This window comes from Sporosarcina sp. GTC18466 (assembly GCF_055389225.1).
In genome coordinates this window covers 2,541,266-2,568,132 of record NZ_AP044037.1, presented here as the reverse complement: position 1 = coordinate 2,568,132, position 26,867 = coordinate 2,541,266, and the positions used below count along the sequence as shown (strand labels likewise).

Genomic DNA, 26,867 nt, shown 5'->3' with positions numbered 1-26,867 from the left:
CAGCTGTTGTCGCATTAATTGCTCTATACACCAATAGAAAAAAGTAACCACCCTCCGCTAACGACCAAGTAAGCAGGGTGGTTACTTTTTAGTAAAACTCTCATATTACCTGGCCAACCGCACTTCAAGCGGATGTCAGCTGCTAGACTGGGTGTACCAAGCACCCGGTCTTTTTTAGTATATGCTTAGTTTACCACATTCATTCGATGTATACACTTTTTTTCTACCGGTGTATCTTAAATTAGTTCCACTCCTACCAGTACCGCCTGGTTATTAGTTGGCAACACATAAATAATCATTCTTTGACCCCTTCAACTCAAATAATCGTAACCGATTCAAGAAGAGCTGCAGTTTTTCGATCCTTAGCAATTCAATTATCAATGCAACTTGCTCTCTCTTTTTCCTGCTCGTATTATCTGGGTTTTCAAGAATGACTCTAACAATTCCAATCAAAATATCGGTAAGTTCCACTCCATCTCTTCGCCCTTTTTCCTATAACTGCATTCTTGAACATAAAAGGGCTCGCCACGATATAGAGCATGGATATTTAATTGCATCTTCATGTTCTCTGCAAGATGTAAGGATACATATTCATTTGCTTGTTCAATATATAAAGTAGATCTGATTGGACTTGAAGAATCATATCCTCGCAGTAATCCATACATGATCCTTTCAGGTAATTTTGTATACAACATATTCTCCATTACTTCATTTCCCTGTTTGTCCAGATCAAAAGTTCTAAACTTCCGTTCTTGAATAATTAGGTCTTGTCGGTAGTATCGAATGATATTAAGCTGTACGAATGGCGCAAGGGAAGATGCGATATCAAAGAGCAACAGTATGCCTTCCCTCTGCTTATAATCGCCTTTGTACTCGGACCAATGGTATCTGTAAGTTTCATTTAATTGATGTAAGGATTGGAGTTGTTTACTAAAGTAAACTCTACTCGGTAAAGACAAACCACCCATTAGTTGGACATTGTCAGTTTTCCTTTTACCGCTTTCATCAAAAAATATAGCTAGATCGTTGTAGTTTTCTATCCTATTATCCAATCTTTCAAATCCCCCTTGACATAAATACATAATTCAATCATAATTAGGGTACGTTTAATAAGGAATGTAGCTACTCGTGGCGCTTAGTTCACGCGTACCACATTCTACGTGAAGAACTGGCGGCGCTTAGTCCGCCCGTTCTTTTTTTGTTTATTCTTCCAACCATATTCAAAATGCCTCTTGTGTTTTGAGCAGCTTCCAGTATATGCTGTTGTCAATTGCTCATAAATATTTCCCCGATATATGCATACCTCATTCAGTCTCTTTCGACATGTAATAACTAATTCAATTGTGTTATATCTCTTCCAATATATCTCATACATTTGGGTGATATTTAGCTACCAATGATCTTTGCTTGTATTAAATTCATTAGAAGGCATGGGTAATGTATTTGTAGGAAGTAGTGAGTGGTGCCTGTTGCATGGTTGAAATCAGTTTATGATGAATGCCATCACTAAGAAGAATTCTCTATTTTAACTTATTTTTACTAACAATTGAAAGCTTCGTAGACAGGGACTTTACATTAACCGGAAGCATTAAAAGCAGCTTGCACAACGGTACTCTAATCTCACTCAGCAGGGTTTTTCCAAGCTCTTGACCCGCCGCGGCCTTCTCCTTTTTCTACTCTATCTTGAATTCATACAAGCCTGTCCCATCTCACACTAAATGGATAACGGTGTTTTTCCATCCGACTTGTACCGCACCTCCTAGAACAGCCATCCTTTTCATAATGCATCGATCAGCAACGAGTCCGAAATGGACAGCGTGCTTCTTCGCGACTTCGGTTTCAAGCCCAGCTTGACACCCCCTCCAAATCAGGTAAAACGTAGGGGCTGCAAGTCATGTCTAAGAACAATAGAAATTTTTACAATCTATCTTTTCCAACTATCTATTATTATGATAAAATAATCACTGTGCCCCTTGTCGGAAGGCAAGGAGGAATAGAATGATAAGTGTTCTAATCATCTTATATTCAGAGAACATTGGATAGGCTACACTTAGTTGGACAGAAAAATTAAGGTCTTGTAGAATACATCTAACAGAAACGGAGAGATCTACAATGACTGAAAAAAGACTGAGACGAACATATACGCAAGAGTTTAAAAAACAAATGGTTCAACTTTATGAAAATGGTAAATCGAGAGCAGATATTATACGTGAATACGATTTGACCGCATCAGCTTTCGATAAATGGGTGAAGCAGTCTACAACCACCGGCTCATTTAAGGAAAAAGATAACCGGACACCGGAAGAGAATGAGTTGCTTCAGCTCCGAAAAGAAAACCAGCAGCTACGGATGGAGAACGATATTTTAAAGCAAGCAGCGCTGATCATGGGACGAAAATAGATGTGATCCGCAATAACGCCCACCTCTATTCGGTATCAGCAATGTGCGACGTCCTCAATATTTCAAGAAGTACCTATTACGCCCGGATCCAGGCAGAAGCTCAAATGAAACTAGAAGAAGATGAACAAAAACTGGTGAAACTGATCCGTGAGATCTTCTTTACGAGCCGAAAGAACTTCGGTACTCGAAAGATTAAGGTTGAACTAAAAAAGAAAGGTCATATTGTCTCCAGAAGGCGGATTGGCCGGATCATGCACGAGGAAGGGCTTGTTTCAAATTACACGATCGCCCAATTCAAGCCGCATAAAAGCAAGTCTAATGAAGAAAAAGTGGAAAACGTTCTGAACCGGGAGTTTAACGGGCAAGAGGAACTGGCTGTCGTTGTCAGCGACCTTACCTACGTCCGGGTCGGCTACAGGTGGCATTATGTTTGTCTATTCACCGACCTTTTTAACCGGGAAATCATCGGCTATAGTGCCGGTCCACATAAGGATGCCCAGCTTGTCTATAAAGCCTTGTCACGTATTGATCGTCCGCTCAATTCCATTCAACTGTTCCACACCGACCGTGGGAGTGAATTTGACAATCAACTCATCAGCGAAGTGCTGGAAACATTCAACATCAAGCGATCGCTGAGTATGAAAGGATGCCCTTATGATAATGCGGTCGCTGAGGCAATGTTCAATGTGGTAAAGACGGAATTTATCAAGCAAATGCGTTTTGAAAGCCAGCAGCAATTGGATCTGGAACTTGATGATTATGTGAACTGGTACAACAATTTTCGCATACACGGCACCCTTGATTATCTGACGCCAACGGAATACCGTAAGGCGGCCATAGGGAGCTAAGCGGATATCGTGCAAGGGGCGTTGCGACTTTACAGTGAGGGGCAGGCATGATAGCCTTGGGGGCTTGGCCAGATACCTTTGAATCTGGCGTCCTGGCCGGAAAGTCATGCCTGCAGAGGCTCGCTGTCAAGTCGCAACATCAAATGGGCAAGGACCTTAAAACTTTTGTGCGGTTTAGTGTTGACAATCCAACATTCATTTTATTGGGAACTATATTATGTTTTCTAAATTAATAATCCAATATTACAAACAATAACCCCCTCAAACAAAGCTTTGGAGCTAGTATAGATGTATGGACACAAGTTAGTTAAGTCTCTATCCTAAACAATAGAGAGGACGTGTCCGGAATGAAACAAAAACGTTACAACCACGAATTCAAACAAACAATCGTCGAACTCTACAGAGCTGGCACGCCTGTGAGTGATCTCAACCGCGAATATGGTGTATCTGAAGTGACCATTTACAAATGGATCAAAGCGCACTCCCCAATTGAAAATGGAGACGGTTTGACACCCGCTGAAATTGCGGAGATCCAAAAGGAAAATCTACGCCTCAAGCAGGAGGTAGACATTCTAAAAAAGGCTATGACCATATTCGCGAAAAAGTGACCGACCAAGAGATTATCGACCATATCGAACAGGAGAAAGAAAACCACCCTGTTCAAGTTTTGTGTGACGTGCTAGACATGCCAAGAAGTACGTACTATCAATCATTCCATAAAGTGAAATCCTCGTATGAAACGGAAAACGAGGCGATTTTAGAACGCATAAAAATCATACATGCGGAGAGTAAAGGCCGCTATGGTGCGCCTAAAATTCATCAACTTCTCAAAAAGGAAGGCTTCGCTGTCAGCGTAAAGCGTGTCCAGCGCCTTATGAAAACAGAAGGAATCCGATCTGTCATCACGAAGAAATACCGTCCAGCTTCATCGGGCAGCCAAGTAGAAGAACGCGACAATGTATTAGAACAAGATTTTAAAACGACGACCATCAATGAAAAATGGGTAGCCGATATTACGTATATCCACACACTGAGAGACGGTTGGTGCTACCTGGCCTCTGTATTGGATTTACATACGAAGAAAATCGTAGGTTATTCTTTTTCTAAATCCATGACAACAGAACTCGTCTTACAAGCATTAGCCAACGCAATTGATGTCCAGCAGCCTGAAGAGGGACTTATCCTTCATACCGATTTAGGCAGCCAATATACGAGCGAAGACTTTCAAAAAGCAGTAAAAGCAGCGAAAATGGAACACTCTTTCAGTCGAAAAGGCTGTCCGTATGACAACGCCTGCATCGAGTCTTTTCATGCCACATTAAAGAAGGAAGAAATCTATCAAACCACTTATCTAGATTTTGAAGCAGCACGAATTGCCCTCTTCCAGTACATTGAATCCTGGTATAACCGGAAACGAATCCATGGGGCGATTGATTACTTGACGCCGCAGCAACTCGAGGATCAGTGCAGACAGGTAGCTGCTTGATCGTTAGATGTCATGAGGTCTTCGATTCAACCTACCTACACATTTTTCAGGAACGACATCCATGGACTGTACTTCCTGTATCCAGCGAAAGCTGTCAAGTGCGGGCTTTCACTTGACTGGTTTCGCTGGATACAGGACCATCCATGAATGGATGCCGTCTCTGACAACGACTTAACATTTTTGTGTCCAGGATATTGACATAGATCCACTTGTTAGGAAGTCTATCAAATTATACTAACTTCAAGGGTGCACCTAGTTCTGTGATAATTCATAGAACTAGGTGCAGGAATAAATAACAAAATAAAATAGAACATTTATTATTCCTCATTATTACGGTTTAAATCTAATCACAGTTTGTATTTAAATAGTCCTCGCAATGAATATGTTATTTCAATGTGAAATTCTCTAGCAACAGTAGTAAACGCTATTGGTGCATTAATTGCTCTATACACCAATAGAAAAAAGCAACCACCCTCCGCTCACGTCCAAGTAAGCAGGGTGGTTACTTTTAAGTAAAACTCTCATATTACCTGGCCAACCGCACTTCAAGCGGATGTCCGCTGCTAGACTGGGTGTACCTAGCACCCGGTCTTTTTTAGTATATGCTTTGTTTACCACATTCACTCGATGTATACACTTTTTTTACTGCTTACATCAACCGTCCATCCTAGATTGGAACCACTCCTACCGGCCCCTGCATCACACTCAAACTCCCACCAATCATCCGCGCCAGCATCTCCTCATCCAACCGCCACACAAAACTAATCGCCTGGTTCCCTTTATGTCTTACATACTCCGCCGTCCCGATAACGCAAACGGTCCGGTGTAGCCATCCTGTTGCCGGTACTAACGGACAAACAGCGCGATTGTCGTCCCGTTCTCCCGCTGGTGAATATAACGCTGACCCGTGGAACTCGTCACCAACGTGCGGTTCTGTGACTGGCAGTCGAACAAATGCGTCCCGATTGCGTAGTCGTCGTATTGCGTGGATGAGGAAAAGTACTGTCTATCTTTAGCATAAAGTCAATATTTTTTAATGTTTGAATTATAATGCATTAATTAAAGTATGCTTCCCAATAGATATTGCCCAACTCTTTTGCTCGTTTGCTTATATCCTTATCGCTAAAATTCGGATAATCTACACATAACTTAGAGACCATCACATATTTGCTCTCTCTATAAATTGGAAGCTTGTCCAAATAAGTAATTTCATTATTACTCTTTTGCTTAATAACATTTATCTTGTTGTTTTTATTGTTTTCCAAAACAGTCAGATTTCCAATATTTGTATATCCGGAAGATTCGTCGTATACATGTTCAATTGAATATTGATCATCATTGTATTCCCTATTCTCAAAAAAGTTTGCCACTTGTTTAACTGCGTAAGAAGCTGGAAAAGATTCCGCATCGCCTGGAGTTAACTTCTTTGTAAATCTCAATTCACTAAACGCTTGAATAAACTTATCTTTTGAAATCAAACCAAATAATTCTCCTTTTAAATTATTTATGGCTTTTTGCAAGTCCTCTCTATTCTTGGCTTTATGAACAATTTCTATGAAATTCCTATACGGTTTAGTAACTATATTGGAACGGATTTTCAAATTCGTTCCAAATGCTGCAAAGTGGAAGGTGCTTAACATCCTCAAGAAGTCATTCCTCTTCTTTCTTTGCAAAACTTTTTTACCGTCATTCCCCATTTTATGGTTCGCCATATAGAAGGCTAGAAGTGCCGGTCTAACTTGAACACCCTTAAACCTATTTATCGCTTCCAAATATTCATATTCAGGTTTTTGTTCCTGCCTTTTAAAGTGATTCAGGTCAGGTGATAAAATGCTCACGTAAAGATTTAAAGCAATTTCTATCTTCTTCACAAACTGTTCCAAACCTACTTGGTCTTCTGTTGCAAATCTATCTAGAAATTTTTTATATAAGTTTGTTCCCGTAGCTTGATCGAATGGAAATTCTGCTTTCCAAAAGTGCAAGAAAAATTCATCAAACGTTGTGTCAAGATTCATTACCCTTTTTCCGAACGCCGACCAAGTCATCGCTATCTCATCAATACCTGCGCCTGTTACGTTAATCTTGCTGAAAATTGAGTTCTTAATCAAATCTACTTGAGATAGTGGTTTACCTTTTGAGTTAATATTCTCAAAAATCTTATTCGCTTGGTCGCGTTCCGCTACAAAAACCTCAATAATTTGAGCCTTTAAGATTTGATCTCTCAGAGCCTTTAGAATCTTTATATAATGAGTTTCTTTAAATTTTTGCCCGAGTGAATCAGAAAGCTTTTTCAATAAGAACTCTTTATCCAATTGTTTTTTAAAAAAATCAAACGCCTTTTTAAGAAGTTCTTCTTCCTCAGTACTTGGTTCCACTTCCGAATTACTGGTGGCATAATCTTGAATTGTTTGAGTAAAATAAGGAAAACTTGAGGTGGTCTCAACTTTACGCTGTGGAACTCCGTCAATTTTTTTAATAAGGTATTCATTATGTATTGTATCTGCATAGTCCTTTGCAGATTGAATATCAGCATCACTATAAATATCTTTGTCTGTAATATTATACAACGTATTTCTGATTGCACTCAATAAAATAGTAATGGAGGTTATTCTTTGCTGGCCATCAACTACATCAACTAAATCGTCCTCCTTCTTACCAAGGAAGAGCATATTTCCTAAAAAATATTGGGAGTTAACATAGTCATCATGTTCCTCGCAATAACCGATTTGGGATATCATATCATTCAAAAACTCGTTATAATTAGACTGTTCCCAAGAGAAGTCTCTTTGAAATCTCGGTATTCTATACGTTCTTGTAGAGGTAAGTAACCCCTTAACATTATCACTAACCGCCTCGAAGTTCATTCAATTCACCTTTTCCTTTTTATATTCTCATACAATTCATTTTATCTAAAAGGGCTCTAAACACAATAACATTCCCCAAGTAGGTTTCATCATTAGTTGCGGTGACTCAGTTTCTTATAATATACATTAAACATCATTGAAGATCAAGTACACCTTCAATTAAAAAATCGTCTTCTTGTTTTATATACGTATTCCAAGGGAATCCCAAGAAAAAAGGATGATTACCATGGCCGACATAATGTCTAAAGAACAACGCAGTAAGACCATGAGTAAAATCAGAGCAAAATCAAAGCTGGAAGACATGTTCGCAAGCGCTTTGTGGAAAAGGGGTTTGCGCTTCCGGCGCAACGTCCGCTCCCTCAAGGGAACCCCTGACATTGCCATAAAAAAATACAAGCTTGTCATATTCGTCGATTCCTGCTTCTGGCATGTCTGTCCCGATCACTTCAAGCGGCCTAAAAGCAATGAGGAGTTTTGGGACAAGAAATTCAAACGGAATGTGGAACGTGATGCTGAGACAACTGAATACTACAAAGAAAAGGGCTGGCATGTGAAACGTGTATGGGAACATGAAATTAGAAATGACTTGGAGAAGGCAGTGGAGGATACCCTGGAGTTCATTTCGGCAATAAAAGGACATTAAATTACCTTTTTCGCAATTTAGATCTTGATCTTTCCGTCGAAATAGAGTATAATGTAGAAAATGGACCGAAAGGGTGTTCGAAAATGTCTGACAGCAACAAACTCACTGTTATTGAATTATTCGCTGGTGTCGGCGGTTTTCGCCGAGGATTGGAACAAGCCAATCCCCGCCTTTTCGACGTGGTCTGGGGTAATCAATGGGAACCATCACGGAAAGCCCAGGATGCCTTTGATTGTTATGCGAGGAACTTCGATAGTGGAATCCACAGCAATGCAGATATAGCAAGCGTACCCGACGAAACATTCCAAGAATTGGCGCCAGATATGGTCGTAGGCGGATTCCCGTGTCAAGACTATTCAGTTGCAAGGACACTTTCCGGAGAAAAAGGCATCCAAGGGAAAAAGGGAGTGCTTTTCTGGGAAATCAAACGGGTGATCGAGAACGGCTACCCTAAATACGTTCTTCTCGAGAATGTCGATAGATTACTCAAGTCTCCCGCTTCCCAACGTGGCCGGGATTTTGCGGTCATGCTCGCAACCTTCCGTGATTTGGGATACAGCGTGGAATGGAGAGTCATCAACGCGGCGGACTATGGCTTCGCACAAAGAAGGCGCAGGGTCTTCATCTTTGCTTATAAGAACGGAATCCCGTTCAGCGATGATCAGCGAGAATTGGATAATCAAGATATACTCTTCCATGATGGCTTCTTTGCAAAGGCGTTTCCTGTAGAGAATGAGCCGTATAAAGACAGAGCAGCCTCTGGAGTTCTTCCTGAGGATATAATTGATGTATCCGATAATTATTCTTTCTCGTTCCATACCGCAGGAATCATGAGGGATGGTCACTTCTACACTGCACATGTTGACCCGAAGCAACTAAGGCCGACGCCTTTACGTGATATCCTCCTTGATGAAAACATAGTGGATGAAAAGTATTATCTGTCACAAGAGGCTGAGGAGAAGTTCAAGTATCTCCGTGGTCCCAAAAAAATTGAGCGGACATCAGCTGATGGCCATAAGTATCAGTTTTCGGAGGGCGGAATGTCTCCAACAGATGAACTCGATAAACCGGGTCGTACGATGTTGACGAGCGAGGGTTCCATCAATAGAAGCACCCATATTGTCGAGGTCAACGGCAGGAAGCGTCTTTTGACTCCGATTGAATGCGAGCGGCTTAATGGGTTTCCTGACAATTGGACACAGGGCATGACAGACCGTATGCGTTATTTCTGCATGGGTAATGCACTGGTCGTGAATCTCATTGAGCTTATGGGTAAACGCATCGAGGAGATTGAGACTTCCTATTCGGAACCGACAGATATCCAAATGCATTTATCCATCTAGCCGATACTTTTGTATCGGCTTTTTCTTATGTATGGTAGTATATTGGTAACAACTGGGGAGGGATGGGACTTGATATATAAAAGCGAAGAAGAGTTGATGTATAAAGCCAGACAAGCTGAGGGCCAAACATTCGGGGAAATAGATAGAAGCGGACGCATTGAAAACGAGCGGGCTAAAGGCCAACTCGGACAGATTATTGAGGAAAGCTTCTTCGAGTACAAAATAAACTCTGACAGCGAGGCAGACTTCAAGGATTTGGATATCGAGTTGAAAGTCACCCCTCTGAAAAGAAATAAGAATGGCACCTTGTCCGCAAAGGAGCGACTGGTTCTCAATATCATAAATTATATGGAGGAAGTGGACAAGTCATTCCATGATTCGAGTTTCTGGAATAAGAACAGGCAATTATTAATGATGTTCTACGAATGGATGCCGGAAATCAGTCGGGCTGATTACCGTATCATTAAATCCTACCTCCACCGCTATCCTGCCGAAGACTTGGAAATTATCAAGCAGGACTGGATGCTGATAAACGATAAGATAAAAAACGGGTTGGCTCATGAACTATCAGAAGCTGATACGAACTATCTGGCCGCATGTACGAAAGGTGCAAACAAATCTTCCTTGAGGGCTCAGCCGCACAGTGCAATTCCGGCTATGCAACGCGCTTATTCCCTAAAACAGAGCTATATGACAGCGTTAATACGAAAAGTCATCTCCGAAGAGGACTTGACCCGCATTACCACCTCCTCCGAATTGCAGAACAAAAGTTTACTTCAAATTCTACAGGAGAAATTTGAGCCTTACGTCGGGAAATCTTTAAGTGACATCGCCAATGAAACAGGGATTACCACTGATTCTAAATCGAAAAACTTCCTTCAAATATTTGTAAGTAATCTCCTCGGAATTAAAGGAACTAGGCTCGATGATATAGACGAGTTTGCAAAAGCTAACATCCAATTGAAAACTGTTCGCTTGGAACCGAACGGTATCCCTCATGAACATATGTCTTTCCGCAATGTCCATTTCAATGAGTGGGTGGAGACACAATGGGATGAGAGCTGGTTGAAAGAGTACTTCGAAGAGACAAAACTTCTGTTTGTTGTATTTGAATATAGAGAGAAGAAGAAAAAGAATTGTCCGCGCGAACTGCACTTTAAGGGAATAGTCTTATGGAACATGCCAATAAGTGAGATAGAAGGACGTCTGCGAGATTTCTACGACAATGTCCAAACAACAATTCAGGACGGTATCGAGCTGACACCTGTCCAGCAGAAAAACAGGGTGATTGTCATGAACAACTTGCCAAAGCCTAAATCTAACGGACTTTGCCATATTCGCCCTAAAGGCAAAGATGGAAACGACAAAGTGGAATTACCGGATGGCAGGATGATCAGCAAACAGGCATTTTGGTTGGATAGGGAGTTTGTTGCTAGCGTCGTATCAGAGAGGTTAAATCATTAAGCTCTTTAAATTAACACTTTCTCGTTACAGTTCAGCTATCGACAACTTAGATTTATTGACGGTGCATAGCATATATATTACAATTCCAGTAACGATACAATAAACTTGAGCGAACTCTTTCCCCGCTACCATTTGCAGGGCTGGGGTGCTTTGTTATTCTATTAATCTTACTGCCCCCTTCTCCCCAAAATCCAGGTGGTCGGTCCATGGATTAATGGAATTATTAATTAGGATGAAAATAGCCCTTTAGAAAAATTCTTCACTCTTTGAACTGTTCTTTTGCTATAATGGATGCAACAGAACCCACCACGCCTCTTGACAATGCGGACCAAGGTGGGTCGTTTTTTGTGCCCCGCCGATAATACCTGTCCTTTTCATCAACAAAAAAAGAGTAACCTCCTTCTGATAACAGTTACATAGGAGATTCCTCTTTTTAGATATCGTAGTTTATTTGAGGGCCCTGCATTTATTTTTCTTTCAGTACTCCCCATACCCTTCTTTCTCATCCACCAAATACAACATCCTCTCCCACTCTTTCCGATACAACATAACCCTCTCCAACCGCTCTTCCAAATATCCTTGCAAAGCAGCATCCGTACAAAACACAAAGCACCCCTTCTGCCCGCGCGTCATCAGTGTTCGATACGTATTCCGGATAATCGGATCTGCTAATACATGGGCTTTTACCGGATCTTCCTTCGCAACTCCTTTGATGCCCCTCAAGGATTGGTCTGTCTTTGCCCGTTTGGTGAAGTCTGTAATGATTTGACCATCTTCGAATCGCATGTCATCACCAATGATGACGCCCACATAATCAAATTCCAATCCCTGAGCCGTGTGGATACAGCCTGCTTCCCTGACAGATGAATTTTCGATGGCCCAGGTGTTCTCAATGTTCCAGCTGATGCCGAAGTCGTGCTTTGGTATTGTTATGTCGAGATGGTTGACGTCTTGCCGATTTTTCTTTGGCCATTCCCAGCAATAGCCTGCCATTACGCGGGATTTGTTATTTTTCCCGTTCAGCCGTTCAATCTCTGCCAGCATTTCATTCGGATCATCATAGAGCCTGATGTCATAATCCATGCCAAGGTCGTTTTTGTTGGCCGTATTCCTGATTTGCAGCACATCGTCCAGCCATGCAATATAGCCGTCCGAGCCGTCGCAGCGGAATTGGGAGGTGAGCTCGCATGAAATGACTTCAGCCTTATATTCGTTGGCGTATTCTTTGATCATGTCGACGCTGCCGATATCGCTTAAGGTGACTTTTTGATGTTCATCTATGAAAAAGATGGTGAACTTCGAGCCTTTGATCAGCTCTTTCACCTGGTTTTCGCCTTTGTTCCGGAACATGCCGGATTTTTCGTTCAGCCTATGGGCTTCATCGACAATCAGTACATCGAATTCATTGTCGCCAGCTTCCGTAAAACTGCCTGATCCTTTGAAGAGGTTGTCGATATGGGATTTCTTAAAATCCCCTTTCAGCTTGGTGGAATAGATATGCCGGGGTGCCGAGTTCTTCGTCACATACATGGAGACAAGTCCTTGGTCAATGAGGTTGACCAGCAGATTAATCGCAAGGACCGACTTTCCGGTGCCCGGCCCCCCTTCCACAATCATGACATGCTTCTTATCCGTTTTAACTGCTTCCAGGGCAAGTTGAAGCGCTTCTTCATAAAACACTTTCTGCTCATCGATCATGATGAATTCTTTGTTCCCTTTAAGCATATTGTTCAGCGTATCCTGCAGCGATTTTGACGGACGGATCCGGCCATTTTCAATCTGATAGATGAGCTGGTTCCGATCGCCTTTGCGGATGTATTTCTTGATGAATGAGCGTAATTTCTGGATCTCCCCTTTCGTGAAGACAGGGGCTTTATCCAGATGATCCTGATAATGTTCGTCCGTCAATGGATCGTCTTCGGTTTTCCTGTAGTTATGTAAATAAGCACAGGGTTTTAGTTGGATCTCTTTCTCCTGAACATTTTCATTGAAATCCTCGATCAGCTCCGCATACGACCAAGCCTGATAGGAGGGGTGGGTCGTCTCCCTGACGGCGTTCCCAAGATACGTTCTGACAATCGCATCCCTCGTCGGGACTTTCTCGACTTCTTCCCATTGCTTCAGTTCAACGATGACGACATGATCCTGCTGGCCGTCATTCCCTGCAATCAAGAAATCGACGCGCTTGGATGTGTTAGGAATGTTGAACTCAATGGCCACTGCTGCGTCATTCGGTATCTCGTCGTCCTGCATGACATTGGACATTTTTTGCAATGAATTTTCCCATGAGCGAATTTCCGCTTTCGAGGTACGCCCAATCTTCTTCTGATATGAATTATAAAGGCGGTCAATGAGCAGTTCATTGACAACATCTCCGACGAATTGTTGCTTTGTGGATTCGTAGATGATCATAGGTACACACCTGCTTTGTAGTGGAGTTAGTAGACGAATAGATTATTTGATTTACGAAATATTCTTAGTTCCATTGTCTTGTATTTCCACTATATTCGCAAGGTCTTCTTACTTCACCTCCCCCAAATAACAAGGAAACACCACCACCCGCCTCTTCATCTCCCGAATCATCCGGTACACACCAGTCGCCTCACAATACAAGGAAACATCCATCTTGTGTGTAGCATCGATCACGCGCTGAGCAAGCACTCCATAGACCTTAAAGTGCTTCGCCCGGGCATCATCCTCTTTTCGCGCGAGGTAAAGAGCATGCCGCTTCTGCCCCATAGGGATGGTGTAGAGCCCCACAGTACACAGCTGCAGCAAGTTCTCATCCCGCCACCGGGTAATGACGGCGAAGTCCAGGTCGTTCGGCAGGCTGCTTGCCGCATCTTCAAGTCGCACGAGTCCTTCCTGTAGAGCGTAGTAGATCGCATGCGCGAGCAATGGCGCGTCGTAGTCGATGGCGTCCTCGAGTTGTTCTTTGATCGTCGGTTCACGCAATTCCGGTCACCTCGCCTGTGAATTTATTGTAATCTGCGATGGCTGTGCCGACGGGGCCGTTGCGGTTTTTGGAGACGATGAGTTCCAGTGTCCGGTCGTTTTCTTTCCGCAAGCCGTAGTAGGCGTCCCGGTAGAGGAAGATGATGACGTCGGCGTCTTCTTCGATGGAGCCGGATTCGCGCAGGTCGGACATGAGGGGGCGTTTGTCGCCTCTCTGTTCGACGGCGCGGCTGAGCTGGGCGAGTGTGATGACGGGGCAGTTGAATTCGCGCGCCATCGCTTTCAGGTCTTTTGTCATTTGGGAGACTTGCAGGTGCATGCTGCTGCTTTTCTCTTCCGAATGGATGAGGGTCAGGTAATCGACGAAGATGACGGGTTTCTTGCCTGGGTGCGCATGGATCATCTTGCGGACGTTCATGCGGATGTCCGCGATCGTCTGTTTGCTGCGGTCGAAGAAGTGCATGTTCGATTCCGCGAGGATGCCGACCGTGCGCGGCCATGCGGCTTTCTGTTTTTCATCGAACGACGTATAGGGATCGCGCATACGCAGTCTTGAAAAGCGCCCGGTTGACGCGAGCAGGCGATCCCGCAGGCTTTCCGCGGACATTTCCAGGGAGAAGATGAGCGGGAGCCGGTTGTTCCAGCCGGCGTGCTTCGCGATATGCAGCATGATGTCCGACTTCCCCATGCTCGGCCTTGCCGCGATGATGGTCAGTTCCCCGTCCTTCAGGCCATCCGTCATCTGGTCCAGCGTGCCGATTCCGGTCGTTGCGCCTTCCGTGATCTCCCTCTGGACGTACGGCGCCTCGTAAATGTCCGCGAGCAGGTCGGTCAGGGAGACATAATGGCTCGCGCGGTTGTCGTGGAGTGCTTCAAGCGCGCTCATGATGCGGTCGATCGGCCAGTTCTCCTGCACGGCAATGCTCAGGACGTTCCGCTTTTCCCGTTCGCGCCACGCATCGAGCATGACGGCGACATAGTCGTCAAACGCCGGGATGTTCGCGTAGTCCGATAAGTCCCGGACGTAGTTGGCGCCGCCGATGTCCCCTGGGTGGAAGCTCGTCAGCAAGGTGATGAAGTCGACTGTCTTTCCGCCAGCCCGCAGCTCCTTCATCGATTGGAAGATCATCCGGTGGACCGGATCCGCAAATTGATCGGCGGACAGGTTGGCATCCGTGATCAGATAGTTTTCCCTCATCATGGTGCCGAGCACCGCTTTTTCCGCCATCATAGCGCTTCTCCTCTCGTCAGGTCGAACTGGAATTCCTGGACCTGTTTCGCGTACGCGAAAGATCTTTGTATTATGTTCTTTTCATTCTTTTCATTCTTATAGTTCTTCTTAGTTGTTGCTGCTTTGTCATCGCTTTGTTCATCGGTTGTTAGGCTTGATGTTTGCGAGTGGCCGTTGTGCTGGTACATGGCCCAGTTGGCAATGGTGATGAGCCGGTTCTGCATTGTTGATTCGTTTGTTAGAAATCCGTATTTCTCAAAACGCTTGAGTGCCGTGCGGATTTGCTGGACGCTGATGTTTTTGCCGCATTTCTCCTTGAGCGATGCAAGTGATGTGATCATTTGGCCGGGCTTCACGGAGTACGCCCGGCCATTCCAATCCCACTCCCTCTCTTCGTGATTCGCCATGGACAGCAGCGTCAGGAGCACCACTTTCTGTTCCGGCGTCGAGCCTGTCCAAATCGGTTTCTCCCATAGCATGCGATGTGTTTTGAACCATCCCTTTTCCATTTACAACTCCACCTTTTCATTTATATGACCATACCTTTCATCTGTTATATAGAAAGTTAGGAGGGAAAAGGATACTCCCTTAAAATAATAAATATTTTCAGTTATTTAGAATGAAGACTTTTTCGTAATGAATGATGGTTGTTTCACGAAGGAAACAGCTGATCCGCGTTAGGGCAGCGGGTGCTGATTCGTAGAAATTTTATGGACTATTTTCATCAACCAAAAAAAAGAACCGCCCATTGTGCATGGACGATCCCTCTTCCCATTCAAATGAACCAAGCCCGACGTTTCGCAGGTGTTCTTCAAAACGCCCCCGCACCGCCCCCGCCGCTCGATCCGCTGCCGCCGCTTCCGCCAGAACTGCCGCCGGACCCCGAATACGACGTCTGCAGATGGGTGTAGCACGTGCGATGCGTATAATGAAACGCGGTCAGCAGTTCCGTCAGGCGGGCGGTCATCGGCGGCAACGAGGCAAGGTCTTCCGGCACGGTCTTCGCGTATTTGAGGAGCAGCGGGAAGAACAGGCCAAGGGAAATGGCATGTTCCATCCACTGATCCGCCAAGTGCCTGCCGCGGAAGTCGAACTCCCCTGACTTCACGTCTTTCTTGAACGCTTTGGCGCCTTTGAAATACGGGGCGGCTTTTCGTTTGATGTCCCGCAGCGGCAGCAGGAAGGCTGTGACGGCGAGCAGTGCGGAGGCGATCGCAAATACTGCGTACACCCCGTCCGTGTTATCCGCTACTCCTTCCATGCAAATAATTCCAAATACAAAATGGATCGGCAACGCAATCCTATAGTTTTGCTTGAACAGCAATGCGATAAACCCGGCGATCGAAAGAAGCAGCAGGAAACCTACGACCGACATGTCCCCGGTGAGCATCCAGAGATTCACACATGCAAAGGCGGTCCACAAAGGAACGCCGAGCCGCGTAAGAACCTTGCGCACGGGGTTCGGGGCGACATATGTCATCACTTCCGGGTCTGTCCGCACGAGTTTCTTCCACTCTTTGAAACGCTTCGTGAACTGTTTGGCCCGGCTGGAGTAGTCCGGACCGAGCCGCCAATTCTTTTCGCGCTGCTGCTTTGTGAGGAACGGGAATTGATCCAGCGAAAAGGCGAGGGATCCTTCCGCATCCTCTTCGAACAGCCAATCGACCAGGTCTTGTTCATACGGATGCAGCGAGCCCGGATCCGCTGTCAATTTGAACCGGAACGTGTACTCCGGGGCGTTGTCGTCACTTCTGTAGATGGCGCTAGACGGAACCTTCTCCATCGTGACCATCCCTTTTTGGCGAAGCCGCAGCAGCGCCGCGGAAATGGCGCCAGGTTCCACCTTCCCTTTGCGTTCGATGATCGTCAGAAGAAACGAATCGATCTCTTCCAGGTGATGCATCGGCGGTTTTGAAAGTAGCAGCCTGTGCAGGCGTCTTGGATACAAAACGGCGATGAGGAACAGGACGATGACAGCTCCCAGCACGGTGATGTTCAGTGCCGATACTGCCGGCAGGGCTTTCTCTCTTTTCCTCCTCCAGTCGGCATAGGCGGCTTCCTCCGCCGCAAACTGCGCTAACATCGGCTCATTTTCGGTGTAGGGAGCATCCTTCAAGAACGTTTCCGGGAATAAAAAGCGGATCTCCAGCTTGCTGTAGGCTTCCAATTCATCCGCCCTGTAGACGTATCCTTTGTGATCGGACTTTGTTAATTCACCTGTAAAGCTATGGAGATACGCCTTCCCGGCAAGTGTCGCATCCCGGTCTCCTGATAAGACGAGCCGAATGCGAACGTTGTGCAAGTCCGTCTCGTTCAGCTCGTCAAAGAAACGCCAATACAGCTGCCCGGTGTCCTGATACTTTTTGGCTGCTCCGCTGATCAAATACCGATAAAACACTTTCTTCCGTTCATCTTTGCTCGGCGTATGGATCTTGAACGTCACGTCCTCCCGCTCCACTTCCAGCGGCTCGAACGTGCTGTTGTCATACTGCGCAAGGTCAGTATTCATCGGTACTAGGTAGCCTTCGAAATACTGGACGCCCCCATGATTCTGCTTTCCGATCGTCCGCGTCGTCCCGTTGTAGACGCCCGAAAAGGTATATGTAAATAGTTCCTCGACGTACAGGTCCCCATTATCCAGCACATACGCATTGATATCGACCTGATTGATGGTAAATGATTTTGCGCTCGCAAGCGGCGCTGTCCCCATCATCAAAATCAGAAGCAGACAAAGTACGCCCATCACTTTCTTCATATTCACGCCTCCCCGCTCACCATTCTCTATCTCATACGGGTGACCAGGCATCATAGTTTCAATCATCCGCTGCTGAATGTGATAAACTAAGCAAAACAAATGCGAGGAGGACACACTCATGCAATATGTAAAGTCAAAAATGGAACAGCTCGTGAAGAACACACCCGAACTGTCTCAGCGGCTCAAGCAGATCATGAAAGAACATGAACTGGAGAAGGAATACGCATTGAAAGCCTTGTACCATGCCGAAGTGAAAGAAAGCGGCCGCTTCATGAAAAACTATCAGGAACTGTAGGAGGGCAGCCGTTACAAGTGGTATCCCATTTATTATCTGACATTTCTGTTGACTATTCAGAACGCCTGTTCTATACTGGTTGTAGAATATGTGGAGGTGGCCATGAAGGTTGCTGCTATAAGGGAAGATACTGAACGGTATGGAACGGAGTTATTCATTAAGAAAAGCGCCAAGTCCTAGTGCAAATTGAATCATACAGAACTTGGCGCCTTCTATTTATTTTTCCTACGTTATTTCCTGCGTTTGTTTCCGTCGCCGAACTGCTCTTCATACATGATCCTTGCGGTTTTCGGCGCCGCCCAGAACGTAGGCAATAGCAAGAGGGACACCGGAATCGCCGTCACGACGATAAACGATTGGATGGCATCGATTCCGCCTTCACTGATCATCAGCAGGACAATTGCTACGATCCCCATGATGACCGCCCAAAATACGCGCAGGCTCTTTGGCGGCACACTGCTTCCTGCAATCGCCACCGACACGGTATAGGCCATCGAGTCGGCAGTCGTCACGACGAACAATATGGTGACTAGCAGGAAAAGAGGAGCAATGAGTGAACTCAGCGGCAGCTGCTGGGTGATCGCCATCATCGCAGCCGGCATGCCGGATTCATTCAAAGCTTCCGAAATGACTCCCGGCTGTCCGAGTTCATAAAACATTCCCGTCCCGCCAACGACCGAGAACCAAAATGCCGTAACGACAGGTGCGGTGATCGAAACCGCCAGAATCAGCTCACGGATGGTGCGTCCGCGTGAAATCGTGGCGATAAAGATCGCCATCATCGGTCCATATCCGAGGAACCAGCCCCAGAAGAACACGGTCCAGGAGCCTAACCAGGCCCCATCTCCCCGGTATGTGCTCATCGGCAGGAATTCCCGGAGATACACCCCGCTTGCTTCTATGAACGTATTCAGGATAAAGCCGCCTGGTCCGATCAATAGAATCGCGACCATCAAGAGCAAGGTGATCCCGATGTTCAAGTTACTCAGGAACTCGATTCCTTTGCGCAACCCTGTAACGGCTGATATGGTGGCGATGACGACGACGGACACAATGATGATCACTTGTGTCAGTAAGTTATTGGGCAGCCCGAACAATGACTCCAGGCCATACGCCGCCTGTAAGCCGAGAAAACCGATCGGCCCGATTGTCCCTGCAGCGACTGCAATAATGGCAAACGCGTCAATGATGGTTCCCAGCACGCTTTTCCCGGTGATTTTGTCACCGAGCAGCGGATACAGCAACGTACGCGGTTTGAGCGGCATCCCTTTTTGGAAATGCGCATACATCAAAACAATCGTACCGAGCGTCCCCAGGATCGACCATGCGAGAAAGCCCCAATGCAGAAAGGATTGGGCAAATGCGGGAACGACGGCGCTCTTAGTGCCTGACACCACGCCGGAATTTGCAAAAATAGGCGGGCTGGAAAGAAAATGATACATCGGTTCTGCGGCTGCCCAAAATACGCCGCCGCCCGCAAGCAGCGTCGTCATGATCATGGAAATCCATTTGAAATAACTGATTTCCGCTTGATCGGCGGCTCCTAGACGGATCTTCCCGTATTTTGAGAAGCCCAGGAAAATCGCGATGAAAAATGTACCCAGTAATAGAATCTGCCAAAAACCGCCAAAATATTTCACTGCAAATGCAAATGACCGGTCGACCATCGCGGATACGAAATCTATATCGATAAACGATGCAATGACAAAAGCGACAAGCAAGCCGCCGCTGATGAGAAGTACGCGCCAGTCAATCTTCGTGTTGTATTCATTCAAAATGTAACCTCCAATTAAAGCATAACGTTGTTTCGTTCAAAATGATGATGCTGCGCGCCCTGCACCGCAACCAAGTTGCCGAAGAAGAATTTGTCCTCCGGCCTAAGATATTGTGCCCCATACACGTAATCGGGAAACCTTTCCTTCCTTTGTACGCACAATGTTACTTGCCCTCACTGCAGTTTCTCAGGCAAATAAAAAATCGATTCCCTAATGCTAGGAAATCGACTATCAACTTTATCTTATTCATATACACAACGCAAGTCATCCGCATGAATTTCCCGGAATGTTTTTTTTACTAATTTTCACTCGACTAATTATCGGGATTCGACATTTTTTTATCAAGATGCCATTGCCGTGTTTGCAAGATCGAACACATTCCTTCGCACAAAGCTCTCAGTGAATGAACGATTGCCTGTTATCACTTATGCAGCGGACGGACAAACTCCATATTTCGAATGTCCTCCATCAGTTGTTCAACATGTTCCACTCTCGTAGCCCAGCTTGTACAAAACCTTACAACGCTTTGCGTATCATCGACTGCTTCCCAATGGGAAAAAGAGTAGCTCTTGCTTAACTCGCGCAGCACATCATTCGGCAATATGGGGAACTGCTGATTTGTCTTGGAATCGTATCGCAAGGAAACCCCTTGTTCCACGAACGCGTGTCGAATCATCATCGCTAAATCCACGGCATGCCTCGATACTTCGTAGTACAGGCCGTCTTCAAACAACGTCTCGAACTGGATTCCTAACAATCTTCCTTTCGCTAACAATCCGCCTTTTTGTTTCATCATATATCGGAAGTCTTTTTGCAAGGATTCCTTTGTGATCACTACCGCTTCCCCGAACAATGCGCCGACCTTCGTGCCGCCGATATAGAATATATCGCAGAGCCTTGCGATGTCCCCGAGCGACAAATCATTGCCTTCTGCAGCTAATCCATACCCTAATCGTGCACCATCCATGAATAAGGGCAACCCGTATTTTCGGCATACCTTGCTCAGGTCTTCCAATTCCGATTTACTGTATGTCGTCCCGTTTTCGGTAGGGTGGGAAATGTACACCAGTCCCGGCTGCACCGTATGTTCATGCGAGGCATCGTTCCCATGCGCCTCGACTGCTTCCTGCACTTGTGCTGCTCTGATCTTCCCGTCATCACTCGGCAGCGTCAGCACTTTATGTCCAGTCGCTTCGATCGCTCCCGTTTCATGCGTCGCGATATGGCCCGTGTTTGCAGATAACACACCTTGATACGGACGCAAAATGGAAGAGATGATTGTCGTATTCGCTTGCGTGCCGCCGACGAGGAAATGCACATCCGCATGCTCATCTTCGCACGCTTTACGGATATACCCTCTAGCACGCTCGCAATAGTCATCTGTCCCATATCCAGGCGTCTGCTCATCATTGGTCTCCATCAGCCGTTTCAGGATTCGCGCGTGAGCACCCTCTAAATAATCACTTTCAAACCGTATCATCCCTATCATCCACCCTGTCAGTAGTCTCTTACCATCTATACGTAAGTATATCTTTTCGTGAAAAGTTTGCCCATTGAAAGTTATGAGACCGTCCGTTTTGACGTCCCCGTGCATATGTTTCAGTACTTCTACCGGTTCTATGATCGATATGATCAAAAGATTACAGCGCTTGCCATCATGACGTCTCCTCATCAAGAAAGCGCGCCAGCAGAGTTCCACTATGACTTCTTTGGCACCACGCTTCATTATGCGTATAATAACAGAAACGTCCATGCTTACACGACGGACGAGTTGCGCCGCTCCGATCAGCTGTTCAGCAAAATCGTGCTCGCGGCCAAGTACCTTCACGAAACGAATGGCCACGATAGACAGCGCTATGTATGTAAACGACGACTCATGCGGCTCATCGTACGCAATCATTCCTATTCACGGACGGCTGTGCAAGCCGCGTTCCATTTCATCGACTACTTGCTGCGATTGCCCGCGGAATTCGAACAAAAACTGGCACACACCATGTATCCTGTGCTTGGAAAGGAGAAGGAACTCATGCAGCTGTATAATAAGGACAATGCGTCCCCTACGATTGCGAATGCTTTTGAGAGAGAACGTTTGGAAGGTATGCTGGAAGGCGAGTTAAAAGGCAAGGCGGAAGGTAAAGCGGAGGGCATAGCAGAGGGCATAGCGGAGGGCAAAGCAGAAGAGCGCCGGGCAATTGCCCGGAACTTATTACTGCAGCAACTGCCTATAGAATTGATTTCTTCGGCGACTGGACTTTCTAAAGAGGAATTGGTCGAAATGCAGACAGAGTTGCAATGATTGGAATTCTGTTTAAAAAAGTAAACTGAACGAGGTGTCTTTACGAATAAAGACGCCTCTCTATTTATTGCCACATGCCGTAAATGAAAGCGGCCATCCATTCGATCCTTTCAAATCGAATGGATGGCACGCTCTCCTCATTCACTTGACCGGAATCTCAATCACCTTGCCAACCGGCTTCATATGATGCATCCCTTTAATCCGCAGTTTCTCCGGCTCCGCGCCTGCCGGGAACACCAAGGTCCGCTCTTTCACGATTGTACCGCCAGCCAGTTCCTTCTCGTCTTGCCGGATTGTCGTTTCCAGCTGGCTGCTTCCTCCCTTGCCTTCCAGTGTCACGCCGTCGAGCATGACATCCGGATCCGTGGCAATGGTGACCTCTACGCCCGTTTCCGTTTCCGCCACTTTTTTCACCCATAGCTCTTTCCCTGCGATCCGGAAGGCTTGCTCCCCGGACGGTTGAAGAGGGATGGTTTCATCGACTTTGGTGTAGCCGACGAATTCGTTGACCGCGATGGCTACGCTCTCGATCTCTTCCGGCAGCGCATCGAACTCCAATTCGAATTGCGCACCTTTGACCGACGTGTTCACTTGGCTGCCTGTCTGACTCAACGTGTTCCCATTGACTACCAATTGAATATGTTCAAACGGTAGTTGCACCCGGTCGAGATTTTCCACCTTCGCTGTTCCCTTGATCACTACGCTGCTCGGGGTGGCGGTAATGGACTTGAATTCGATTATCCCTTTGTCGACTTTCACTTTTTCCATCAGCTTCTTCTCGATTTGAGTTTTCATGGCCTGGTTAGGGTCGTACGGGAACGACATTGTGCCTGTTGCCGTCTGATCATCATCTGTCCACTTCGTCACTTCCAATGTCAGCTTCTTCGCAAACGGGCTGACGGGGTCGAAAAAGAGCTGGCCTTTGATTTCAGAGTGATCCTCGTCAAACGTCGAGAAGCCGCCGCCTTTATTGGAGTCCGTCCTAAACCCCGTGATCTTTCCAAATACGATATCCTCCATCTCCTCTACGCCCGAAAGCGTATAATACAGGATCAGCTGATTGGCGTCCGTCATGATGCCATCGACGGTCAAAATGGTTCCATCCTCCAGCCGCGTTTCTTTCTCGACCGCCTGCCCCATCCCTTTGTCATTCAGCTCAGCCAGCGTGCCGCCCATGATGTCATCGAAGCCCATAATCTTCTTTCCATAATAGGCGAGCCCGTTGTAATTGAACCCGATCAGGCAGGCCAGCAGGATGGCCGCTGCGGCAAATGGCCATTTGGGCTTCGGTTTCCGTTTGGCCGGAATGGCGTCCAGCGCATGCTGCAGCCGTTCTGCCAGGCTCGCTGGCGCCTTCACGGTCTCCAGCTGCCGCTTCTTCTCCTGCAATTGTTTTTCCATCTCATTCATGGGCTCCACCCCTGTACTGGTCTCGTATTCTCTTCAAGCCTTGAAAGACCCTCGACTTCACAGTTCCGACTGACACATTTGTCATGCCGGCGATCGTTTCATAATCCAGATCATGCAGATATTTCAACTCAATCGCTTCTTTCTGATGTTCATTCACCGACGCCAGCATCTTCTCGATGTCGGTGCGCTGCTGCCACTGTTCGATCGGGTCATGCCCTTCGTCCTGCGCGAGGTCCCATTCCTGGAGCAGGACTACTTTCTGCTGTTTCTTCAGCATCTGCTTGCATTTGTTCACGAGGATGGTCTTGCTCCAGCTATAGAACCCCTCTTCCTTTTTCAGCTGATGCATGTTCACATATAGGCTGACGATCATCTCTTCCATCGCATCCATGGCATCATGGGGGTTGCCCATATAGGACAGGGCGAGTCGGTAATAGTCATCCTGTTGCGCCATGATGAGCGCAAGCAGCGCTTTCTTGTCCCCTTTTTTCGCTTTTCTAACGGTCTGCACCACTCTCACGATCTCACCTCTCCCTTATAAGAGTCCGGATGCCGGCGGAAAGTTCATTTTTTGAGGAAAACATTTTTACACGATTCATTCACAGGTCTGCTGCCTGCTCGTACATCAACTAGCTGTTATGTATACATGCTTACAAACAGAGTGTCGCAAGCCGGCGGAAGTTTTGCGGTATGGTATAATATTTCATATAAGCGGCTATCAGCATGCTCTGTTCGCACGTGCCAGTATGCCTGATCAAGGGAGGGTGATTCCATGTGGAGTTTTCGTACGTTTCGAGACAAGCGGTATTGGATCCTACTCGCGGCAACTCTCGTCATTCTGGTCTTGTTTGTCATTTTCATCCCGGGCGACATCCTGGCAAAACCTTTTTTCGCGCCGGTCCTGTTGCTGATCTTGGCGGCGGGCTTCTGGTCGGTGTACCATACGTGGAAGTATTTCGGTGATAAAAGAGAGCGGAAACGTGCGGAGAATGGAGAAACCCGGTGACTCTGTAGAAAAGGAGAAAGGTAGGCACCTGTTTTATATCCTTTTCATTGTACAATCGTTTCGCTGGGCAGCTCCGCCTGTACGGTTACTACCGAAAAACACCCCGTAAGTGATCACTCGCCATCTGATCACCTACGGGGATTCGTAGTCTCCTATTTCAAATGCCACGCGCGCCATACGTTTATCCGGCATTCTTTTACAATAAATCAGGCTTTCTATTCGCCCATCAACCCGACAAACCCCCAGCTGCGGTCGACTATGAACGGCATACGGTCCTCCGCATGCAGCACGCTGTACACAGTCGTCCGTTCCCGGTCCCTCCCAAAATAAATGCCATATTGGTTGTTCTGCGGATGCCCGTACACATAGCACACGACCTTGCCGTCTTTCATGAACACCAGCTGGTTCATGTCTTCGCTCACCGTTACATCGATACGTGTCCATTTATACCCGACCGTTTCGTAAATCGCCTCTTTCGATGTGTACGGATCGAACGAATAGACCCAGTCCCATTCAAATGGTGTCACGTCCTGCAAGTAGACCTTCTCTGCCGAATCATCCAGCTGCAGGATACTCTTTTTGAACGCTTTTTCATTGCGTTGCCATGTTTTATCAAACAGCTCATACGCCACCAACCCCGCCAGCAGCACCACGACAGCCAGCAACACCTTCTTCTTCATCGTCAAGCAGGCATCCCCTCTTTCCCTTATCAAGAGGACGCGGCCTGAATACGGCTGGTTGCCGAATATTAAGATTATGTAAATGCCGCAAGCCGTATTGAAAAGAGTCAGTGTCTGCTATACGCTTGCCATAGTGAAACCTGTCTCGCAATGAGAAAATCAATTTCTGATAAGGAGATATAAATGAATCCATTACATAGAAAGACAAAAGCTTCCCGGCTATGGGAGATCTTCTTCGTTTCCACCCGTCTTGGACTGACATCATTCGGCGGTCCCACCGCCCATCTCGGGTATTTCCATGAAGAATATGTGCGCCGGCGCAAGTGGATGGATGAAAAGAGTTACGCGGATTTAGTTGCGCTGGCACAGTTCTTGCCGGGGCCGGCGAGCAGCCAGGTTGGCATCGGAATCGGCGTCATACGCGCCGGAATTCTGGGCGGCCTTATATCATTTCTCGGGTTCACCTTTCCATCCGTTTTAGTGCTGATCCTCTTCGCCTTGCTGCTCACTGGGTATGACGTGGCGGAGGCCGGGTGGATTCACGGCCTGAAAATTGTCGCGGTTGCTGTCGTGGCGCATGCGATTCTCGGGATGGCCAAGAATTTGACGCCTGACGTGAAACGAAAAATCATCGCCTTATTGGCGCTCGTTGGTACGCTCATCTGGCAGTCGGCGTATACGCAAATCATTGTCATTTTGGCGGCTGCCCTTCTTGGTTATCTTTTATTCTCCAATCAACAGGAAGAGACAGACAAGCAATCGGCATTCCCTGTGAAAAAACGCGTTTCCGTAATTTGCCTGACGGTATTTTTCAGTCTGCTCGTCCTGCTCCCCATCTTGAAGGAAATGACCGGCTCCTATTGGATCGCGCTATTCGACAGTTTCTACCGCTCGGGTTCCTTCGTCTTCGGAGGCGGCCATGTCGTTTTGCCGTTGCTCGAGCAGGAATTCGTCCCGGCTGGCTGGATCAGTGAAGAAGCCTTTCTCGCAGGGTACGGAGCCACGCAGGCTGTGCCCGGCCCCCTTTTCACGTTTGCCGCGTATCTAGGGGCGGTGATGAATGGCTGGCAAGGCGGATTGCTGGCGACCGCAGCCATCTTCTTGCCTGCGTTCCTTCTCATCCTTGGGGCACTTCCCCTTTGGGATATCCTTCGGAACAACCCGAAAATCCGCGGAGCAATCATGGGCGTCAATGCGGCCGTAATCGGGATATTGATTTCCGCCTTGTACACGCCCATCTGGACAAGTTCCATTTTGTCGCCGCTCGACTTCGCGTTGGCCGCTGTGTTATTCAGCATGCTCGCGTACTTGGAACTTCCCCCGTGGGTCGTTGTGCTTTCGGGAGCGGTTGGCGGAATGCTGCTTGCCGTAATATAACTGACGGAAAACTGGAAAGAGGTGCCCAACGTCTTCAGA

The 26,867-nt window shown here is 46.6% G+C and carries 22 protein-coding genes; 9 read left to right on the top strand and 13 right to left on the bottom strand.

All coding sequences use genetic code 11. The features are described from left to right. Nucleotides 1-449 precede the first annotated feature (449 nt). A complete protein-coding gene (locus tag ACZ5FK_RS12680) occupies nt 450-1,052 on the bottom strand; it encodes a hypothetical protein (protein WP_464805250.1) in 603 nt (200 codons plus the stop codon). A gap of 1,060 nt (nt 1,053-2,112) precedes the next feature. On the opposite strand from ACZ5FK_RS12680, the gene ACZ5FK_RS12675 reads away from it, so the two are divergent. Beyond that, nucleotides 2,113-3,248 (top strand): IS3 family transposase gene (locus tag ACZ5FK_RS12675; protein WP_464805249.1). Its coding sequence is split into 2 segments (ribosomal slippage): nt 2,113-2,398 and nt 2,398-3,248, totalling 1,137 coding nucleotides; the frame shifts between segments, so codons are not numbered across the junction. 347 nt (nt 3,249-3,595) lie between these two features. Then, nucleotides 3,596-4,734, top strand: a protein-coding gene (locus tag ACZ5FK_RS12670; protein ID WP_464805248.1) for an IS3 family transposase whose coding sequence is annotated in 2 segments (ribosomal slippage) — nt 3,596-3,821 and nt 3,821-4,734 — 1,140 coding nt in all. Because the reading frame shifts where the segments join, the coding sequence is not laid out codon by codon here. 846 nt (nt 4,735-5,580) lie between these two features. Here ACZ5FK_RS12670 and ACZ5FK_RS12665 read toward each other — a convergent pair. Together ACZ5FK_RS12665 and ACZ5FK_RS12660 are read right to left on the bottom strand one after the other, a co-directional pair. Next, nucleotides 5,581-5,700 (bottom strand): hypothetical protein, encoded by a 120-nt coding sequence (locus tag ACZ5FK_RS12665; protein WP_464807433.1) that lies wholly within the window; start codon nt 5,698-5,700, stop codon nt 5,581-5,583. Between the two features lie 89 nt (nt 5,701-5,789). Beyond that, a complete protein-coding gene (locus tag ACZ5FK_RS12660) occupies nt 5,790-7,598 on the bottom strand; it encodes a DUF262 domain-containing protein (protein WP_464805247.1) in 1,809 nt (602 codons plus the stop codon). Nucleotides 7,599-7,863: 265 nt separating this feature from the next. Here ACZ5FK_RS12660 and ACZ5FK_RS12655 point away from each other — a divergent pair, with 265 nt between their 5' ends. The 3 genes from ACZ5FK_RS12655 (at nt 7,864) to ACZ5FK_RS12645 (ending at nt 11,048) form a co-directional block, all read left to right on the top strand. Beyond that, complete coding sequence (locus ACZ5FK_RS12655; protein WP_464805246.1) at nt 7,864-8,241, top strand: very short patch repair endonuclease; 378 nt, start codon at nt 7,864-7,866, stop codon at nt 8,239-8,241. An 83-nt stretch (nt 8,242-8,324) separates the two neighbouring features. After that, a complete protein-coding gene (gene dcm, locus ACZ5FK_RS12650; RefSeq protein WP_464805245.1) occupies nt 8,325-9,584 on the top strand; it encodes a DNA (cytosine-5-)-methyltransferase in 1,260 nt (419 codons plus the stop codon). Between the two features lie 69 nt (nt 9,585-9,653). Beyond that, nucleotides 9,654-11,048 (top strand): Sau3AI family type II restriction endonuclease, encoded by a 1,395-nt coding sequence (locus tag ACZ5FK_RS12645; RefSeq protein WP_464805244.1) that lies wholly within the window; start codon nt 9,654-9,656, stop codon nt 11,046-11,048. Nucleotides 11,049-11,525: 477 nt separating this feature from the next. Here the strand turns inward: ACZ5FK_RS12645 and ACZ5FK_RS12640 are convergent, their stop codons facing one another. From ACZ5FK_RS12640 to ACZ5FK_RS12620, 5 genes are all read right to left on the bottom strand, one after another. Then, nucleotides 11,526-13,460: a DNA/RNA helicase domain-containing protein gene (locus ACZ5FK_RS12640; protein ID WP_464805243.1), complete on the bottom strand. Its 1,935-nt coding sequence runs from the start codon at nt 13,458-13,460 to the stop codon at nt 11,526-11,528. A gap of 108 nt (nt 13,461-13,568) precedes the next feature. Next, nucleotides 13,569-14,003, bottom strand: coding sequence for a hypothetical protein (locus tag ACZ5FK_RS12635; RefSeq protein ID WP_464805242.1), 435 nt, complete (start codon nt 14,001-14,003; stop codon nt 13,569-13,571). Beyond that, a complete protein-coding gene (locus tag ACZ5FK_RS12630; RefSeq protein WP_464805241.1) occupies nt 13,996-15,231 on the bottom strand; it encodes a replicative DNA helicase in 1,236 nt (411 codons plus the stop codon). Before ACZ5FK_RS12630 ends, ACZ5FK_RS12635 begins: the two co-directional genes overlap by 8 nt. Then, entirely contained in the window at nt 15,231-15,743 is a 513-nt protein-coding gene (locus tag ACZ5FK_RS12625) for a hypothetical protein (RefSeq protein ID WP_464805240.1), read from the bottom strand. The genes ACZ5FK_RS12630 and ACZ5FK_RS12625 overlap by 1 nt, the downstream gene beginning before the upstream one ends. Before the next feature lie 302 nt (nt 15,744-16,045). Continuing rightward, nucleotides 16,046-17,989 (bottom strand): DUF2207 domain-containing protein, encoded by a 1,944-nt coding sequence (locus tag ACZ5FK_RS12620; protein ID WP_464805239.1) that lies wholly within the window; start codon nt 17,987-17,989, stop codon nt 16,046-16,048. Nucleotides 17,990-18,107: 118 nt separating this feature from the next. Between ACZ5FK_RS12620 and ACZ5FK_RS12615 the strand changes: the two genes are divergently transcribed. After that, on the top strand, nt 18,108-18,284 hold the full coding sequence (locus tag ACZ5FK_RS12615; protein ID WP_464805238.1) for a hypothetical protein: 177 nt from the start codon (nt 18,108-18,110) through the stop codon (nt 18,282-18,284). Between the two features lie 230 nt (nt 18,285-18,514). Here the strand turns inward: ACZ5FK_RS12615 and ACZ5FK_RS12610 are convergent, their stop codons facing one another. Beyond that, nucleotides 18,515-20,059: a BCCT family transporter gene (locus tag ACZ5FK_RS12610; RefSeq protein WP_464805237.1), complete on the bottom strand. Its 1,545-nt coding sequence runs from the start codon at nt 20,057-20,059 to the stop codon at nt 18,515-18,517. 421 nt (nt 20,060-20,480) lie between these two features. Further along, nucleotides 20,481-21,539, bottom strand: a complete 1,059-nt coding sequence (locus ACZ5FK_RS12605) for a threonine aldolase family protein (RefSeq protein ID WP_464805236.1) — start codon at nt 21,537-21,539, stop codon at nt 20,481-20,483. A gap of 57 nt (nt 21,540-21,596) precedes the next feature. On the opposite strand from ACZ5FK_RS12605, the gene ACZ5FK_RS12600 reads away from it, so the two are divergent. After that, nucleotides 21,597-22,355 carry an RpnC/YadD family protein gene (locus ACZ5FK_RS12600; protein ID WP_464805235.1) on the top strand — a complete coding sequence of 253 codons (759 nt, stop codon included), beginning with the start codon at nt 21,597-21,599 and terminating at the stop codon, nt 22,353-22,355. Between the two features lie 141 nt (nt 22,356-22,496). Here the strand turns inward: ACZ5FK_RS12600 and ACZ5FK_RS12595 are convergent, their stop codons facing one another. After that, on the bottom strand, nt 22,497-23,765 hold the full coding sequence (locus ACZ5FK_RS12595) for a DUF4179 domain-containing protein (protein WP_464805234.1): 1,269 nt from the start codon (nt 23,763-23,765) through the stop codon (nt 22,497-22,499). After that, on the bottom strand, nt 23,758-24,285 hold the full coding sequence (locus tag ACZ5FK_RS12590) for an RNA polymerase sigma factor (RefSeq protein ID WP_464805233.1): 528 nt from the start codon (nt 24,283-24,285) through the stop codon (nt 23,758-23,760). Before ACZ5FK_RS12590 ends, ACZ5FK_RS12595 begins: the two co-directional genes overlap by 8 nt. Before the next feature lie 252 nt (nt 24,286-24,537). On the opposite strand from ACZ5FK_RS12590, the gene ACZ5FK_RS12585 reads away from it, so the two are divergent. Then, nucleotides 24,538-24,771, top strand: coding sequence for a permease (locus tag ACZ5FK_RS12585; protein WP_464805232.1), 234 nt, complete (start codon nt 24,538-24,540; stop codon nt 24,769-24,771). Nucleotides 24,772-24,986: 215 nt separating this feature from the next. Here the strand turns inward: ACZ5FK_RS12585 and ACZ5FK_RS12580 are convergent, their stop codons facing one another. Next, complete coding sequence (locus tag ACZ5FK_RS12580; RefSeq protein WP_464807432.1) at nt 24,987-25,451, bottom strand: hypothetical protein; 465 nt, start codon at nt 25,449-25,451, stop codon at nt 24,987-24,989. A 183-nt stretch (nt 25,452-25,634) separates the two neighbouring features. Here ACZ5FK_RS12580 and ACZ5FK_RS12575 point away from each other — a divergent pair, with 183 nt between their 5' ends. Beyond that, entirely contained in the window at nt 25,635-26,828 is a 1,194-nt protein-coding gene (locus tag ACZ5FK_RS12575; RefSeq protein ID WP_464805231.1) for a chromate transporter, read from the top strand. The last annotated feature ends 39 nt before the right edge of the window (nt 26,829-26,867 follow it).